Source organism: Streptomyces sp. NPDC104202 (assembly GCF_055584185.1).
In genome coordinates, this window is the sequence record NZ_JBVJMN010000010.1 from 1 (window position 1) to 15,403 (window position 15,403).

Genomic DNA, 15,403 nt, shown 5'->3' on the forward strand with positions numbered 1-15,403 from the left:
GGAGCGTGGTGTTGGGTTTTGCACCTCTTCCTCCTCCCCCACCTCCCCCCCCCCCCCCCCCCCCCGCACCCCCCCCCCCCCCCCCCCCCCCCCCCCCCCCCCACCCCCGGAAGAGGCCCATGCAGTACGCGACAGTGCGGTACGCGATCCCCGTGGCGCCGGCCTGGTGGTCCCGCCTGCTCGCCCGCGTGTCCGGGACCGCGGACCGCCCGGCGGCCCCGGCGGCGCGCCGGCTGCGGGCCGTGCCGGACCCGCACGACGACGGGCGGCCGCCGTCGCTCACCGAGCTGTACCGGGCCCGGCGGCTCGACATGGTGCGGCTCGCGCTCTTCCTGGTCGACGACCTGCCCACCGCCGAGGACGTCGTGCAGGACGCCTTCGCCGCCGTCTGCCGCCGCCACGGCACCTCGCTCGCGGGCCTCCAGGACCCGGGGGCCTACCTGCACACCGCCGTCGTCAACGCGGCCCGCTCCGTGCTGCGCCGCCGCCGGACCGCCCGCGCCTACGCCCCGCCGCACCAGGGTTCCGGGCCGCCCGTCGACGAGGCCCTCCTGCTCGCCGAGGAGCACCGCCACGTCCTGGACGCGCTGGCCGAGCTCACCCACCGTCAGCGCGAGGTGCTCGTCCTGCGGTACTGGTCGGAGCTGACCGAGGCCCAGATCGCGCAGACCCTCGGCCTCTCCCGCGGCACGGTGAAGTCCACCGCGAGCCGTGCCCTGGACGCCCTGGAGAAGAGACTGGAGGCGACGGACCGATGACCCCGCACCCCGACGCGACCGCCCGGCCCGCCACCGAGGACCGCCTCCGCGCCGCCCTCACCGCCCGCGCCGCGCTCCTGGCCCCCCACGACCTCCGGCCCGCCGCCCCTCCCCGCGGCCGCGCCTGGGGCACCCGCCGCCTCCAGGGGGTGGCGGCCCTCGTCGCCGCGGTGGCCGCGGCGGTCGTCCTCGTCGCGCTGCTCCCCGCCGGGGGGATTCCGCGGACCCCCGTCACCCCCGCCGCCACCCCCTCCGCCGGCGAACGCCGCCCGGCCCCGCCGCCCACCCCGGCCCCCTCCCCGCCCGCTCCGACCTCCCCGACCGTCGTGCCTCCCGGCCCCCTCCCCTAGACGTGTCTGCGAGGGCCCCGCGGCGGGAAAGCTGGTGTCGGCGGAGGTCACTGTGGAGGGGGATTCGGATGCGTCGTGAGGGAATCGCAGTGACCCGGCGGGCCGGGGGTACGCAGCGGGCCGGCCGGCGGCCGAAACTGTGGGCGTTACGCGAGGACAGGACGGGCAGCGGGACGATCACCGAGGCCGAGTGCACCACCTGCCTGGACGGCTCCGGGGCGGCGGACGACGGCAGGGGGCCCGCCGTGTGGTGCCTGGCGCACGCGCAGGAGACCGGGCACACCGGCTTCCGCCGCATCCGCACCGACTTCTTCCGGGCGTCCTGCGACACCGCCTCGGCCGCCGCCGACGGCGGCTGAGACGGGGCCGGTTCAGCCGGCGTGCAGCATCAGCCCGATGCCGAGGGCCATCAGACCCGCCGCCGCGACCCGGGGGCCGCCGAAGCGTTCCTTGAAGAAGACGGCGCCGATCGCGGCGCCGACGATGATCGAGGACTCGCGGAGCGCGGCGACCGGGGCGAGCGGGGCCCTCGTCTGCGCCCACAGGACCAGCGCGTACGCGGCCACCGAGAGGGCCGCGCCGGTGAGACCGCGGACGGCGTGGGGGCGGAGCTGGCCCGCCAGGGCGGAGCGGCGGCGGTACAGGGCGTACGCGGGGATGGCGAGGCCCTCCAGGATCATCAGCCAGGCGAGGTAGCCGAGCGGGGTGCCCGAGGCGCGGACGCCGACGCCGTCGACGACCGTGTAGAGCGCGATCGCCAGTCCGGTGGCGCCCGCGGCGAGGAGCGCGGGCCAGTGCGGGCGGGCGCCCTCGCCCCGGACGCCCCACAGGGCGAGCCCGGTCAGGCCCGCGCAGGCCACGGCCACCCCGAGGAGCTGCCGGCCGTCCGGCACCTCGTCGAGGAGGAGGGCCGCGAGGACGGTCACCACCAGCGGGGCCGTACCGCGGGCCATCGGGTACATCTGGCCGAAGTCGCCCAGCGTGAACGACCGCATGAGCAGGACGTAGTAGCCGATGTGGAGCACCGCGGAGGCGGCCAGGAAGGGCCAGGCGCCGGCCGCCGGCAGCGGCACGAAGAGCGCCGTCGCCAGACCGAGCAGCGCGCCGCCGCCGGAGATCAGCGTGAAGGAGAGCAGCTGGTCCTTGATGTGGTGGGCGAGGGCGTTCCAGCCGGCGTGGGTGACGGCGGCGACGAGGACGGCGAAGGTGACGAGCGGCGTCACTCCGCGGACTCGCGCACGTCGACCAGCGTGCCGCCGGCGTGGGCCACCAGCGTCTTGGGGTCGACGGCGAAGACCGTGTGCGGGGTGCCGGCCGCCGCCCACACCACGTCGTGGTCGAGGACGCCGCGGTCGGCGAGGACCCGGGTCCGGGTGGCGTGGCCGAACGGCGGGACGCCCCCGATCGCGTAGCCGGTGGTCTCCCGGACAACCCTGGCGTCGGCCCGGGTCACCCGTTCGGCGCCCAGCTCCTCCCGCACCCGTTCGACGTCCACCCGCGAGGCCCCGTCCATCAGGACCAGGACCGGCACGCCGTCGGCCGCGAAGACCAGCGACTTCACGATCTCGGCGACCTCGCAGCCGATGGCGGCGGCGGCCTGCTGGGCGGTGCGGGTCTCGTCCGGGAAGCGGCGGATCTCGACGTCGAGGCCCGCCTCCCGGAGTGCGGCGGCGAACCGGGGGTGCGCGAAGGAGGCGTCGTCAGCGGTCATGCCCGCACGCTAGCGGTCCGTGTACGGGCCACGCGACCCTCTTCCGGGTCGTGGACCCCGGGCCCCGCGTCCCGCGGCGGGGCCGCCCGCGCCGGCCGGCGGCGCGGCCGGCGCGGGCGGCGCGCTCACCCGGCCCGCAGGACCTGCGCGACCACCGGGCCGGCCGCGTCGCCGCCGTGCCCGCCGGACTGGACGACCGCCGCGGCGGCGAGGTCGCCGGAGTAGCCGGTGAACCAGCTGTTCGAGGTGTTCTGGGAGTCCACCTCGGCGGACCCGGTCTTCGCGCCCTTCGGGGAGGGGAGCCCGGCCATCGCCTTCGTCGCGGTGCCGTCGGGGGCCGTCGCGGTGCCCCGCATCATCTGCTGGAGCCCCGAGGCGACCGCGGGGGACAGCGGCTCGGCGGTCGCGAACGTGCGGTCGTCGAGCTCCCTGGCCACCAGGTACGGCTGGCGGAAGCCGCCGTTCCGGACGGTCGCCGAGAGCGAGGCGACGTTGAGCGGGCTCATCGTGATCCTGCCCTGGCCGATGTACGAGGCCGCCGTCTCGCCGCCGGACGACTCGGGGACGCTGCCGTCGGCCGCGGGGACGCCCACCTGCCAGTTCAGGCCGATGCCGAAGGACCGGCGGGCCGTCTCGCCGAGGACGGTGTCCTCGACGTCCCTCTCGCCGAGCGGCCCGAGCGCCTTGATGAAGGCGGTGTTGCAGGAGCGGCGGAAGGACTGGGCGAGGGTGCCCCCGTCGATCTTGAAGTGGTCCAGGTTGTGGAAGGACACGCCCTTCCAGGTGACGTCGGCCGGGCACTGGACCCGGTCGCCCGGCATCGCCAGCCCCTGCTGCATCATCATCGCCGCCGTGACGATCTTCATCGTCGAGCCGGGGGCCTGCTTGCCCAGGAAGGCGGTGTTGAAGCCGGCGGCCGGACTGTTGGCGACCGCCCGTATCGCGCCGGTCGAGGGCTCTATCGCCGCGACCGCCGCCGACCCGTACGCCTTGACCGCCTTCTCGGCCGCGGCCTGGACGTCCGCGTCGATGGTGGTCCTCAGGGTGCCCGGCCGTCCCTTCGACAGGACGAGGACGGTGGTGTCCGGGACGGCCTCGCTGCCCGAGTCGATCCAGGTCTCGATCCCGTTCGTGCCGCCCGTCTTCGCCCCGTACCGCTTGCGCAGCTCGTCCAGGACCGGCCCGAGCGAGGGGTACTTCTGCGCGGTCAGCTCCTTGCCCGCGCGGTCGACGGCCTTCACGGAAGCCGTCTTCGCGGCGCCGGTGCGCAGGCTGCCGCCGGCGGCCAGCTTGGGGTGGATCACCGTCGGCGCCCACTGCACCAGCGGCCGGCCGGTGGTCCGGCCGCGGACGACGGTCAGCTCGGAGGCGTACGTCCAGGGCTTCGACACGCCTTCGAAGGTGACGGTCGCCGCGACCGTGAACGGCACCTTCGCCCCGACCGGCGTCCCCGGCGTGATGACGGCCGCGGAGACGGCCGCGCCCTCACGGAAGCCCAGCACGGCCGGCCCCGCCGTGACCGGGTCGTTGGTCAGCTGGGCCGCCTTGTCGGACTCCCCGGCCGCCCACGCCGCCAGGAAGTCCCGCGCGGTCGACGTCACCTCGTCGGCGGTGACGGGCCCCGATCTCGGCGCCGCCTCCGACCGCGTCCCGACCTTCGACTCCCCGCCCGTGACGCCGTTCCACAGGTTGTACCCGCCGTACCCGACGCCCCCCGCCACGACGGCGAACACACTTCCCACGACCGCGACCTTGGCTCCGCTGCGCATGGCTGCGCCTCCCCTCCCCCGGTGGCCGTCCAGTCAAGCAGCGCGGCATCGCGGTGTCGAGGAACTCATGGCACATCTGTCACTCCGTCACCGCTGCGGCGCGACGCGGTGCGTCACACCCAGGTGTCGAGCCACATCCGGGAACGCCATTGGTCCAGCGGAATGGGAGTGCCGGTGTAGATGGGCCAGAAATAGATGAAATTCCAGACGATGAGCAGGACGAGACATCCGGCCGCCACCGCGCCGAATGTACGGCGTCTTTCCGATGAACCGCGGGGGCCGATGAGAGCGCCCAGCATCATCGCCACCGCGAGACACAGGAAGGGCACGAAGACGACGGCGTAGAAAAGGAAGATGGTGCGTTCCTGGTAGAGGAACCAGGGGAGCCAGCCGGCCGCGATGCCGCACGCGACGGCGCCGGCGCGCCAGTCGCGGCGGAAGGCCCAGCGCCACAGGACGTAGAGGACGGCGAAGCAGGCGGCCCACCACAGGAGCGGGGTGCCGAGGGCCAGGACCTCCTGGGCGCACTTCTCCTTCGCGCTCGCGGGGCAGCCGGCGGTGCCGGGGGCGGGCGACTCGTAGAAGTAGGAGACGGGGCGGCCGAGGACGATCCAGGACCAGGGGTTGGACTGGTAGGTGTGCGGCGAGGTCAGGCCGACGTGGAAGGTGTACACCTCGGACTCGTAGTGCCAGAGGCTGCGCAGCCAGTCGGGGAGCCACCCCCAGGTGCCGCCGCCGACCGTCCGGTCGTGGTCGGCGGCCCAGGTGCGGAAGTAGCCCTTGTCGCTGACCAGCCAGCCCGTCCAGGTCGCCAGGTAGGTGGCGATCGCCACCGGGACGACCGAGACGAACGCCGGGACGAGGTCCTTGCGCACGACCGCGAGGTGCGGCCGGACGGCGCCGGCGGTGCGGCGGCCCGCCACGTCCCACAGGACCGTCATCAGGCCGAAGCCGACCATGACGTACAGGCCGTTCCACTTCGTCGCGGCGGCGAGCCCCAGTGACACGCCGGCCGCGATCCGCCACGGCCGCCAGCCCAGGCGCAGGGACTCCGCGATCTCCGCGTCGGGCCGCAGCACCCCCTCCTCGTCCTCGGGGAGCGCGGCCGCGATCCGCTGCCGGGTCCGGTCGCGGTCGATGACCAGGCAGCCGAAGGCGGCGAGCACGAAGAACATCAGCACCTGGTCGAGCAGGGCCGTGCGGCTCATCACGAAGTGCAGCCCGTCGACGGCGAGCAGCAGCCCCGCCAGGCAGCCCAGGAACGTCGAGCGGAACAGCCGGCGGCCGATCCGGCAGAGCATGAGCACCGACAGGGTGCCCAGGAGCGCCACCACGAACCGCCAGCCGAACGGCTCGAAGCCGAAGAGCTTCTCGCCGACGCCGATCATCCATTTGCCCATCGGCGGGTGGACGACGTAGCCGGGATCCGTCGGCACGAGCACCGCGCCCGGGTCGGTCAGGATCGTCTTGTCGATGTCCTTCGGCCAGGCGCCCTCGTACCCCTGGTTGATCAGGGCCCAGGAGTCCTTCGCGTAGTACGTCTCGTCGAATATCACCGCGTGCGGCTTGCCCAGGTTCCAGAACCGCAGCAGCCCCGCCACGGCCGTGACCAGGAGCGGACCGCCCCAGGCCAGCAGCCGCCAGAGCCGTTCGGCGGGCCCGGGGCCGAGGCCCAGGAGCGACCACACCCGCGGTGAGGGGCGGGTGTAGGAGGGGACGAGCCGCTCCCGCAGCCCGATGGGTGCGGCGCTTCCGGCGGGCGGCACGTAGCCGAAACGCCGCAGCCGCTGCTGCCACGAAGAGGGCTCTGCCACGGCGTGCCGGCCCTCCAGGGTCTCGGGTGCGGTACTGGTCACCGCGCCATCGTAGGGAACGCGCCTGTGCACGTCGCCTGTCCGGGCTGGGAGGATGTCGGTGTGACAGGAACGCTGGTACTCGCAGGGACCCCCATCGGTGACATCGCGGACGCTCCGCCCCGACTCGCCACCGAACTGGAGAACGCGGACATCGTGGCCGCCGAGGACACCCGGAGGCTGCGCGGACTGACCCGGGCGCTCGGCATCCACACCACGGGCCGGGTCGTCTCCTACTTCGAGGGCAACGAATCCGCCCGTACGCCGGAGCTGGTCGAGGCGCTCGTCGGCGGCGCGCGCGTGCTGCTCGTGACCGACGCGGGCATGCCGTCCGTCTCCGACCCCGGCTACCGGCTGGTCGCCGCCGCCGTCGAGCAGGACATCAAGGTCACGGCCGTCCCCGGCCCGTCCGCCGTGCTCACCGCGCTCGCCCTCTCCGGGCTGCCCGTGGACCGCTTCTGCTTCGAGGGCTTCCTGCCGCGGAAGGCGGGCGAGCGGCTCGGGCGGCTGCGCGAGGTCGCGGACGAGCGGCGGACCCTCGTGTACTTCGAGGCCCCGCACCGCCTCGACGACACCCTCGCCGCCATGGCCGAGGTCTTCGGCGCCGACCGGCGCGCCGCCGTCTGCCGCGAGCTGACCAAGACGTACGAGGAGGTCAAGCGCGGCCCGCTGGCCGAGCTGGCCGCCTGGGCCGCCGAGGGCGTGCGGGGCGAGATCACCGTCGTCGTCGAGGGCGCGCCGGAGGCCGGACCCGCCGAACTCGACGCCGAGGAGCTGGTGCGCAGGGTGCGGGTGCGCGAGGAGGCGGGGGAGCGCCGCAAGGAGGCGATCGCCGCCGTCGCCGCCGACGCGGGACTTCCCAAAAGGGAGGTGTTCGATGCCGTGGTGGCGGCAAAGAACGCGGACGCGTCGGGCCCCGGAAAGGGTAAAGGACTAATCTGAAAGGCAAAGCCGAACCCGGCGCCTGGACCCTTCCTCGGGCGCTTGGCAAGGGAAGGGCCAAAAGCCTTCCATGGTTCCTCCCGCGCTGATGCGCTCCCGCCCGAAAAGGCGTCCACTGGTCAGTGGAGAGGAGCTGGCATGAGCGAGAGCACCGGCACCGGCATATCCGTCGCCCATGAGGCGTACGCCTTCGCCTGCATGCACTGTGGATACGGCTGGGAGCAGGCGTACGACATCGAACACCACGTCGACGCCGCCGGTCAGGCATTCGTCGTCTACAAGGCCGACGGAGAGCGGGTCCCGTCCCCGCTGTCCAGTCCCACCTGCATGAACTGCGGCGGCCACGTCGTCCGCATCATGCGCGCGGGGCAGGTGTCGTCGGTGCTCGACCTGATCGCCGCGACGGAGAAGCACCGGCGCGGCGCGAAGGAGACCAGGCCGGTCTCGCCGGCCGGACCCATCGGCCAGGAGCTGACCGAGGACACCGCCGAGAAGCCGCCGGTGCCGCACCACTGGCACCTGTCCGACCTGCTGCATCCTTTCCGCCACAACAAGTAACGCCTTGGCGGTGGCACTCATGGCCCTCGTACGATGCGGGCCATGAGTGCCAAGGACGCCCCGCCCCCGCTGCCCGAACCCCTCCTCGTGGAGGTCGCGGACTCGCACACCCACCTGGACCTGCAGTCCGGGACCGTCGAGGAAGCCCTGGTCAAGGCCGCCGCGGTCGGTGTCACCACGGTCGTGCAGGTCGGCTGCGACGTGAAGGGCTCCCGGTGGGCCGCGGAGACCGCCGCCGCCCACCCCCAGGTGCACGCGGCCGTCGCCCTCCATCCCAACGAGGCCCCCAGGATCGTCCTCGGGGACCCCGACGGCTGGTCCCGGCAGGGCGCCCGCGAGGGCGGCGGCGACGCGGCCCTCGACGACGCCCTCGCCGAGATCGACCGGCTGGCCGCCCTGCCGCACGTCCGCGGGGTCGGCGAGACCGGACTCGACTTCTTCCGCACGGGACCGGACGGCATCGCCGCCCAGGAGCGCTCCTTCCGCGCCCACATCGAGATCGCCAAACGGCACGGCAAGGCCCTGGTCATCCACGACCGGGAGGCCCACGCCGACGTGCTGCGCGTCCTGGACGAGGAGGGCGCCCCGGAGCGGACCGTCTTCCACTGCTACTCCGGCGACGCCGCCATGGCCGAGATCTGCGCCGCCAAGGGCTACTACATGTCCTTCGCCGGCAACGTCACCTTCAAGAACGCCCAGCCGCTGCGCGACGCGCTGGCCGTCGCCCCCCTCGACCTCGTCCTCGTCGAGACCGACGCCCCCTTCCTCACCCCGGCGCCCTTCCGCGGCCGCCCCAACGCCCCCTATCTGATCCCCGTCACCCTGCGGGCGATGGCGGAGGTGCGGGGCATCGGGGAGAACGAGCTCGCGGAGGCCATCGCCGTGAACACGGCCCGCGCCTTCGATTACTGATCCATAACGGTTACGTGTCGTAGTCGAGCCGTCCGGCAGAGTGACGGCCGCCGGGGCTAGGGTCCCGGCCTCGTGAGCACTTCCCAGGGCAGTCACCGAGCCGGACGGCGGGGCGCGGCCGCGACCCTGTCCCTGCACGACCAGCCGACGCAGGCGGCGCCCCTCGTCCTCCCGGAGACCGGACCGGCCCCCGGCGCCGTCCCCGGGCAGGGCTCCCGGGCCGGCTCCCGGCGCGCGGCCCGCCGCCGCAAGGCCGGCGGGGCCGGGGCGTCCGCCGCCGGCGGGCTGCGCCGGCTCGTCCCGCAGGCCCTCGTCGTGGCCTTCCTCGCCGGCGGCACCAGCGCCTTCGTCGCCGACGACAAGGAGGTGCGGCTCACCGTCGACGGCGTCCCGCGCACCCTGCACACCTTCGCCGACGAGGTCGAGGAGCTCCTCGCCGACGAGGGCCTGGCCGTCGGCGCGCACGACATCGTCGCCCCCGCCCCCGGGGAGGCGCTCGCCTCCGGCGACGAGGTCGTCGTCCGCTACGGCCGCCCGGTCTCCCTCACCCTCGACGGCCGCCGCCGCCAGGTGTGGACGACCGCCCGGACCGTCGAGGGGGCCCTGCGCCAGCTCGGGGTCCGCGCCGAGGGCGCCCACCTCTCGGTCTCCCGCGGCGCGCCGATCTCCCGGCAGGGCCTCGCCCTCGACGTCCGGACCGAGCGCACGGTCACCTTCCTCGCCGACGGCCGCGAGCGGACCGTCCGCACCAACGCCGCCACCGTCCGGGAGGCGCTCGTGGAGGCCGGCATCACCCTCTCCGGGCAGGACACCACCTCCGTCCCCGCCGGCGCCTTCCCCCGCGACGGCCAGACCGTGAACGTGCTGCGGATCACCGGCTCCCGGCAGGTCCGCGAGGAGGCCGTCCCGTACGCCGTCGAGACCGTCCGCGACCCGCTGCTGTTCGCCGGCACCGAGACCGTCGAACGGCAGGGCGTGCCCGGCGTCCGCCGCGTCACCTACAGCCTGCGGACGGTCAACGGGGTCCGGCAGAAGCCCCGCAGGATCGGCGAGGAGATCGTCCGCGAACCGGTGTCCCGCACCGTGCGGATCGGCACCCGCCCGCTCCCCACCTCCGTCGCCGGCGCCGACGGCCTCGACTGGGGCGCCCTCGCCGCCTGCGAGTCCGGCGGCCGCCCGAACGCCGTCGACCCCTCGGGGACCTACGGCGGGCTCTACCAGTTCGACCCCGGCACCTGGCAGTCCCTCGGCGGCAGCGGCACCGCCCAGGACGCGCCCGCCGCCGAGCAGACCTTCCGCGCCAAGAAGCTGTACGTCCAGCGCGGGGCGAGCCCCTGGCCCCACTGCGGCAGGCGCCTGTACCGGTGACTCCGCCGGACGGGACCCGGTCGTACCGATGACCGCGCCGGACAGGGCCTAGGCTGTACCGGTGAGCACCACCACCGGCCCCGAAAGCCCCGACGCCCTCCTCGGCCCCGCCGACATCCGTGAGCTGGCCGCCGCCCTCGGCGTCCGCCCCACGAAGCAGAAGGGCCAGAACTTCGTCATCGACGCCAACACCGTCCGGCGGATCGTCCGCACGGCCGAGGTACGGCCCGACGACGTCGTCGTCGAGGTGGGACCCGGCCTCGGCTCCCTCACCCTGGCGCTCCTGGAGGCCGCGGACCGCGTGACCGCCGTCGAGATCGACGACGTGCTCGCCGCCGCGCTGCCCGCCACGATCCGGGCCCGCATGCCCGCCCGCGCCGACCGCTTCGCGCTCGTCCACTCCGACGCGATGCACGTCCAGGAACTCCCCGGCCCGGCGCCGACCGCGCTCGTCGCCAACCTGCCGTACAACGTGGCCGTCCCGGTCCTCCTCCACATGCTGGAGCGGTTCCCGACCATCGAGCGGACCCTCGTCATGGTCCAGGCCGAGGTCGCCGACCGGCTCGCCGCCAAGCCCGGCAACAAGGTCTACGGCGTCCCGTCGGTCAAGGCCAACTGGTACGCCGAGGTCAAGCGCGCCGGCTCCATCGGCCGCAACGTCTTCTGGCCCGCGCCCAACGTCGACTCCGGCCTCGTCTCCCTCGTGCGCCGCACCGAGCCGCTCGCCACCACCGCCACCCGCCAGGAGGTCTTCGCGGTCGTCGACGCGGCGTTCGCGCAGCGCCGCAAGACCCTCCGCGCGGCCCTCGCCACCTGGGCGGGCTCGCCCGCGGCGGCCGAGGACGCCCTGGTGAAGGCCGGCATCTCGCCGCAGGCGCGCGGCGAGTCCCTGACGGTCGAGGAGTTCGCGCGGATCGCGGAGGCGAAGGCATGAGCGGCATCACGGTACGGGTCCCCGCCAAGGTCAACGTGCAGCTCGCGGTCGGCGCCGCCCGGCCCGACGGCTTCCACGACCTCGCCAGCGTCTTCCTCGCCGTCTCCCTGTACGACGAGGTGACCGCCACCCCCGCCGCCGGACTCACCGTCACCTGCGAGGGGCCCGACGCCGACAAGGTGCCGCTCGACCGCACCAACCTGGCCGCGCGCGCCGCCGAACTGCTCGCCGCCCGCCACGGACTCTCCCCCGACGTCCACCTGCACATCAGGAAGGACATCCCGGTCGCCGGCGGCATGGCCGGCGGCAGCGCCGACGGCGCGGGCGCCCTGCTCGCCTGCGACGCGCTCTGGGGCCTGGACTCCTCCCGCGAGGAGCTCCTGGAGATCTGCGCGGAGCTCGGCAGCGACGTGCCCTTCAACCTGGTCGGCGGCGCGGCCCTCGGCACCGGGCGCGGCGAGAAGCTCGACCCCGTGCCGGTCGGCGGCACCTTCCACTGGGTGTTCGCCGTCGCCGACGGCGGACTGTCGACCCCCGCGGTCTACGGCGAGTTCGACCGCCTCGCCGAAGGCACCGACGTCCCCGCGCCCGCCGCCTCCCCGGTCCTGCTCGACGCCCTGCGCACCGGCGACACCGCCGCCCTCGCGGACTCCCTCGCCAACGACCTCCAGGCGGCCGCCCTCTCGCTGCGCCCCTCGCTGGCCGCGACCCTGACGGCCGGCACCGAGGCGGGCGCCCTCGCGGCCCTGGTCTCCGGCTCGGGCCCGACGACCGCGTTCCTCGTCAAGGACGCCGAGGCCGCCCGGGCGGTCGCCGCCGCCCTCGTCGCCTCGGGCACCTGCCGCACCGCCCGCACGACCACCTCCCCGGCCCCCGGCGCGACGGTCGTCCGGCCGTCCGGCCACCACGGCGGCTAGGGCGCACGGAGTCCCGGCGGCCGGACCGCCGCCGGGACACCCGTACTCAGCGGGCGGTTGAGTATCCGCGCCCTGTCGCCGCGGGGGCGGGCGGCGGGAGCGTACTCCCATGGGAATCAGCGCTCGCGAACTCGCCGCCGCCACACCCGCGACGCGGGACCGGTACGTCGACCTGCTCCGGGTGGCCTCGCTCGCGGTCGTCGTCCTCGGCCACTGGCTGATGGCGGCCGTCACCGCCGACGGGCAGGTCGGCAACCTCCTCGCCGTCGTCCCGGAGCTCCAGGCCGTCACCTGGGCGCTCCAGGTGATGCCGGTGTTCTTCTTCGTCGGCGGCTTCGCGCACGCCCTCGCCCACCGCTCGCGCCCGGGGTACGCGGCCTTCCTCAGGGCCCGACTCCAGCGGCTGCTGCGGCCCACGATGGTCTTCGTCGGCGTCTGGGGCGCCGGCGCGCTGGCCCTCCAGCTCGCCGGCGTCGACGGGGGACTCGCCGGGGTGGCGCTGCGCCTGGTCACCCAGCCGCTCTGGTTCATCGGGATCTACCTGGCGATGGTCGCCTTCACCCCGCCGCTGCTGCGGCTGCACGCGCGGTGGGGATGGGGCGCGTTCGCGGTGCTCGCCGGCGGCGCCGTCGCGGTGGACGTGCTGCGCTTCGCGGCCGGTGTCCCCTACGTCGAGTTCCTCGACTTCGCCTTCGTCTGGCTCGCGGTCCACCAGCTCGGCTTCCTGCGCGCCGACGGCATGATCCGCCGGCCGGCCCTCCTCGCCGCCGCCGGCCTGGCCGGTGCGGCCGCCCTCGTCGCCCTCGGCCCCTACCCGCTGTCCATGGTGGGGATGCCCGGCGAGAAGGTGTCGAACATGGCGCCGCCCACCCTCGCCCTGCTCTGCCACGGCCTGTGGCTGGTCGGCGCGGTCGAACTGCTGAAGGGCCCGGGCACCCGGCTCGTCGCCCGCGCCGGGGTCTGGCGGACGGTCGTCGCCGCCAACGGGATCGCGATGACGGCGTTCCTCTGGCACCTGACGGCCATGCTCGCGGTGTACGGGGCGATGCTCGGCCTCGGCCTCGGGCTGCCCGCGCCGGCGTCCGGCGCCTGGTGGGCTCAGGTCCCGCTCCGGTTCGCCGCGGCCGCCGCGCTCACGGCGCTGCTCGTCGCGCTCTTCCGCCGCTTCGAGGCCCCGGGCCGCGCCCCCGCCCGCACCGGCGGCTCCGCGCTGCCCGCCGCGCTGGGCGTCGCCCTCGCGCTCCTCGGCGTCCTGGGCCTGTCCATGACGGGACTCGGCGGCCTCCTGGAGGGCCACGGCGCCACCCTGATCGCCGTCCGCGTCACGGCCCCGGCGGCGGTGGCGATGGCCTTGACCGGCTGGCTCCTGGTCGAGCGGCCCCCCGCACGCCGTCACCGAGAGTGACCGGTCGCCCCACCGTCTACCCTGGACGTCGATCGATCACCCCGTACAGGAGTCAACGTGGCCGTCAACCTGGTCAATGTCGAGAACGTCAGCAAGGTGTACGGCACCCGTGCCCTGCTCGACGGGGTCTCGCTCGGTGTCTCCGAAGGGGACCGGATCGGGGTGGTGGGCCGCAACGGCGACGGCAAGACCACCCTGATCCGGATGCTCGCCCGGCTGGAGGAGGCGGACACCGGGCGGGTCACCCACAGCGGCGGGCTGCGCCTGGGCGTGCTCACCCAGCACGACTCGCTCGACCCGAAGGCCACCATCCGCCACGAGGTCATCGGCGTCATGGCCGACCACGAGTGGGCCGGCAGCGCGAAGATCCGCGACGTGCTCACCGGGCTCTTCGGCGGGCTCGACCTACCCGGCTTCGAGAACGGCCTCGACACCGTCATCGGCCCGCTCTCCGGCGGCGAGCGGCGGCGGATCGCGCTCGCCAAGCTCCTCATCGAGGACCAGGACCTGATCGTCCTCGACGAGCCCACCAACCACCTCGACGTCGAGGGCATCTCCTGGCTCGCCCAGCACCTCCAGGCGCGCCGCTCGGCCCTCGTCTGCGTCACCCACGACCGCTGGTTCCTCGACCAGGTCTGCACCCGCATGTGGGACGTGCAGCGCGGCGCCGTCCACGAGTACGAGGGCGGCTACTCCGACTACGTCTTCGCCCGCGCCGAGCGCGAGCGGATCGCCGCCACGGAGGAGACCAAGCGGCAGAACCTGATGCGCAAGGAGCTGGCCTGGCTGCGGCGCGGCGCCCCCGCCCGCACCTCGAAGCCGCGCTACCGCATCGAGGCGGCCAACGAGCTGATCGCCGACGTGCCGCCGCCGCGCGACACCAGCGAGCTGATGAAGTTCGCCAACGCCCGCCTCGGCAAGACGGTCTTCGACCTGGAGGACGTGACCGTCACCGCCGGTCCCAAGACCCTCCTGGAGCACCTGACCTGGCAGCTCGGCCCCGGCGACCGCATCGGCCTCGTCGGCGTCAACGGCGCGGGCAAGACCTCCCTCCTGCGGGCGCTCGCCGACGCGGCCGTCACCCAGGGCGAGACCCAGCCCGCCGCCGGGCGGATCGTCGTCGGCAAGACCGTCAGGCTCGCCTACCTCTCCCAGGACGTCACCGAACTCCCCGCCACCCTGCGCGTCCTGGAGGCCGTGCAGCAGATCCGCGACCGCGTGGACCTCGGCAAGGGCCGCGAGATGACGGCCGGACAGCTCTGCGAGCAGTTCGGCTTCTCCAAGGAGAAGCAGTGGACGCCGGTCGGCGACCTCTCCGGCGGCGAGCGCCGCCGCCTCCAGCTGCTGCGGCTGCTGATGGACGAGCCGAACGTCCTCTTCCTCGACGAGCCCACCAACGACCTCGACATCGAGACCCTCACCCAGCTGGAGGACCTCCTCGACGGCTGGCCGGGCTCCATGGTCGTCATCTCCCACGACCGGTTCTTCATCGAGCGCACCACCGACAGGACGCTCGCGCTGCTCGGCGACCGGACCCTGCGGATGCTGCCGCGCGGCATCGACGAGTACCTGGAGCGCCGCCGCCGCATGATCGAGACGGCCGCGCCGGCGCCCGCCGCCCCGGTCGCGCAGGCGAAGCCCGGTGTCTCCGCCGCCGACGCGCGGGCCGCGAAGAAGGAGCTCCAGAAGGTGGAGCGGCAGCTCGACAAGGTCGCGCAGAAGGAGGCGAAGCTGCACACGCAGATCGCCGACAACGCCACCGATTTCGAGAAGGTCGCGAAGCTCGACGCGGAGCTGCGGGAACTCGTCGCGGAGCGCGAGGAATTGGAAATGCGCTGGCTCGAACTGGCCGAGGACGCATAACGAGGGCATCACAGGCCGGTCCTCCCTTGGGTACAAGGGGCGGACCGGTCGCTTTTGCGCCAT

General features: G+C 74.3%; 15 protein-coding genes. 11 read left to right on the forward strand and 4 right to left on the reverse strand.

Annotation, left to right across the window (positions count from 1 at the left end):
- Positions 1-119 precede the first annotated feature (119 nt).
- The 3 genes from ACZ60W_RS09420 (at position 120) to ACZ60W_RS09430 (ending at position 1,467) form a co-directional block, all read left to right on the forward strand.
- Positions 120-758, forward strand: a complete 639-nt coding sequence (locus ACZ60W_RS09420; RefSeq protein ID WP_469754749.1) for an RNA polymerase sigma factor — start codon at positions 120-122, stop codon at positions 756-758.
- Positions 755-1,108 (forward strand): hypothetical protein, encoded by a 354-nt coding sequence (locus ACZ60W_RS09425; protein WP_469754750.1) that lies wholly within the window; start codon positions 755-757, stop codon positions 1,106-1,108. Before ACZ60W_RS09420 ends, ACZ60W_RS09425 begins: the two co-directional genes overlap by 4 nt.
- 68 nt (positions 1,109-1,176) lie before the next feature.
- Positions 1,177-1,467, forward strand: a complete 291-nt coding sequence (locus ACZ60W_RS09430; protein ID WP_469754751.1) for a DUF7848 domain-containing protein — start codon at positions 1,177-1,179, stop codon at positions 1,465-1,467.
- A gap of 12 nt (positions 1,468-1,479) precedes the next feature.
- On the opposite strand, the gene ACZ60W_RS09435 is transcribed toward ACZ60W_RS09430, so the two are convergent.
- From ACZ60W_RS09435 to ACZ60W_RS09450, 4 genes are all read right to left on the reverse strand, one after another.
- Positions 1,480-2,331, reverse strand: a complete 852-nt coding sequence (locus ACZ60W_RS09435; protein ID WP_469754752.1) for an EamA family transporter — start codon at positions 2,329-2,331, stop codon at positions 1,480-1,482.
- Complete coding sequence (locus ACZ60W_RS09440; RefSeq protein WP_469754753.1) at positions 2,328-2,819, reverse strand: YbaK/EbsC family protein; 492 nt, start codon at positions 2,817-2,819, stop codon at positions 2,328-2,330. Before ACZ60W_RS09440 ends, ACZ60W_RS09435 begins: the two co-directional genes overlap by 4 nt.
- Positions 2,820-2,944: 125 nt before the next feature.
- Positions 2,945-4,588 carry a penicillin-binding transpeptidase domain-containing protein gene (locus tag ACZ60W_RS09445; protein ID WP_469754754.1) on the reverse strand — a complete coding sequence of 548 codons (1,644 nt, stop codon included), beginning with the start codon at positions 4,586-4,588 and terminating at the stop codon, positions 2,945-2,947.
- Between the two features lie 113 nt (positions 4,589-4,701).
- On the reverse strand, positions 4,702-6,444 hold the full coding sequence (locus ACZ60W_RS09450) for a dolichyl-phosphate-mannose--protein mannosyltransferase (RefSeq protein WP_469754755.1): 1,743 nt from the start codon (positions 6,442-6,444) through the stop codon (positions 4,702-4,704).
- Between the two features lie 60 nt (positions 6,445-6,504).
- On the opposite strand from ACZ60W_RS09450, the gene rsmI reads away from it, so the two are divergent.
- The 8 genes from rsmI to ACZ60W_RS09490 all read left to right on the forward strand — a co-directional run bounded on the left by rsmI (position 6,505) and on the right by ACZ60W_RS09490 (position 15,340).
- Positions 6,505-7,383: a 16S rRNA (cytidine(1402)-2'-O)-methyltransferase gene (rsmI, locus tag ACZ60W_RS09455; protein ID WP_469754756.1), complete on the forward strand. Its 879-nt coding sequence runs from the start codon at positions 6,505-6,507 to the stop codon at positions 7,381-7,383.
- Between the two features lie 138 nt (positions 7,384-7,521).
- Positions 7,522-7,941 carry a hypothetical protein gene (locus ACZ60W_RS09460; RefSeq protein ID WP_469754757.1) on the forward strand — a complete coding sequence of 140 codons (420 nt, stop codon included), beginning with the start codon at positions 7,522-7,524 and terminating at the stop codon, positions 7,939-7,941.
- A gap of 42 nt (positions 7,942-7,983) precedes the next feature.
- Complete coding sequence (locus ACZ60W_RS09465) at positions 7,984-8,853, forward strand: TatD family hydrolase (RefSeq protein WP_469754758.1); 870 nt, start codon at positions 7,984-7,986, stop codon at positions 8,851-8,853.
- Positions 8,854-8,925: 72 nt separating this feature from the next.
- A complete protein-coding gene (locus tag ACZ60W_RS09470; RefSeq protein WP_469754759.1) occupies positions 8,926-10,221 on the forward strand; it encodes a ubiquitin-like domain-containing protein in 1,296 nt (431 codons plus the stop codon).
- A gap of 61 nt (positions 10,222-10,282) precedes the next feature.
- Entirely contained in the window at positions 10,283-11,155 is an 873-nt protein-coding gene (gene rsmA / locus ACZ60W_RS09475) for a 16S rRNA (adenine(1518)-N(6)/adenine(1519)-N(6))-dimethyltransferase RsmA (RefSeq protein ID WP_469754760.1), read from the forward strand.
- On the forward strand, positions 11,152-12,072 hold the full coding sequence (locus ACZ60W_RS09480; RefSeq protein ID WP_469754761.1) for a 4-(cytidine 5'-diphospho)-2-C-methyl-D-erythritol kinase: 921 nt from the start codon (positions 11,152-11,154) through the stop codon (positions 12,070-12,072). Before rsmA ends, ACZ60W_RS09480 begins: the two co-directional genes overlap by 4 nt.
- 109 nt (positions 12,073-12,181) lie before the next feature.
- Entirely contained in the window at positions 12,182-13,477 is a 1,296-nt protein-coding gene (locus ACZ60W_RS09485) for an acyltransferase family protein (RefSeq protein WP_469754762.1), read from the forward strand.
- Positions 13,478-13,534: 57 nt separating this feature from the next.
- The gene (locus tag ACZ60W_RS09490) at positions 13,535-15,340 is read left to right on the forward strand and encodes an ABC-F family ATP-binding cassette domain-containing protein (protein ID WP_469754763.1); all 1,806 of its coding nucleotides are present in this window, start codon (positions 13,535-13,537) and stop codon (positions 15,338-15,340) included.
- Positions 15,341-15,403 lie beyond the last annotated feature (63 nt).

What these genes read in the sequence shown, in the direction of transcription:
- ACZ60W_RS09440 (WP_469754753.1), bottom strand. Translation starts at nt 2,819, where the DNA reads ATGACCGCTGACGACGCCTCCTTCGCGCACCCCCGGTTCGCCGCCGCA.
- ACZ60W_RS09445 (WP_469754754.1), bottom strand. Translation starts at nt 4,588, where the DNA reads ATGCGCAGCGGAGCCAAGGTCGCGGTCGTGGGAAGTGTGTTCGCCGTC.
- ACZ60W_RS09420 (WP_469754749.1), top strand. Translation starts at nt 120, where the DNA reads ATGCAGTACGCGACAGTGCGGTACGCGATCCCCGTGGCGCCGGCCTGG.
- ACZ60W_RS09460 (WP_469754757.1), top strand. Translation starts at nt 7,522, where the DNA reads ATGAGCGAGAGCACCGGCACCGGCATATCCGTCGCCCATGAGGCGTAC.
- ACZ60W_RS09465 (WP_469754758.1), top strand. Translation starts at nt 7,984, where the DNA reads ATGAGTGCCAAGGACGCCCCGCCCCCGCTGCCCGAACCCCTCCTCGTG.
- ACZ60W_RS09425 (WP_469754750.1), top strand. Translation starts at nt 755, where the DNA reads ATGACCCCGCACCCCGACGCGACCGCCCGGCCCGCCACCGAGGACCGC.
- ACZ60W_RS09485 (WP_469754762.1), top strand. Translation starts at nt 12,182, where the DNA reads ATGGGAATCAGCGCTCGCGAACTCGCCGCCGCCACACCCGCGACGCGG.
- ACZ60W_RS09430 (WP_469754751.1), top strand. Translation starts at nt 1,177, where the DNA reads ATGCGTCGTGAGGGAATCGCAGTGACCCGGCGGGCCGGGGGTACGCAG.
- ACZ60W_RS09480 (WP_469754761.1), top strand. Translation starts at nt 11,152, where the DNA reads ATGAGCGGCATCACGGTACGGGTCCCCGCCAAGGTCAACGTGCAGCTC.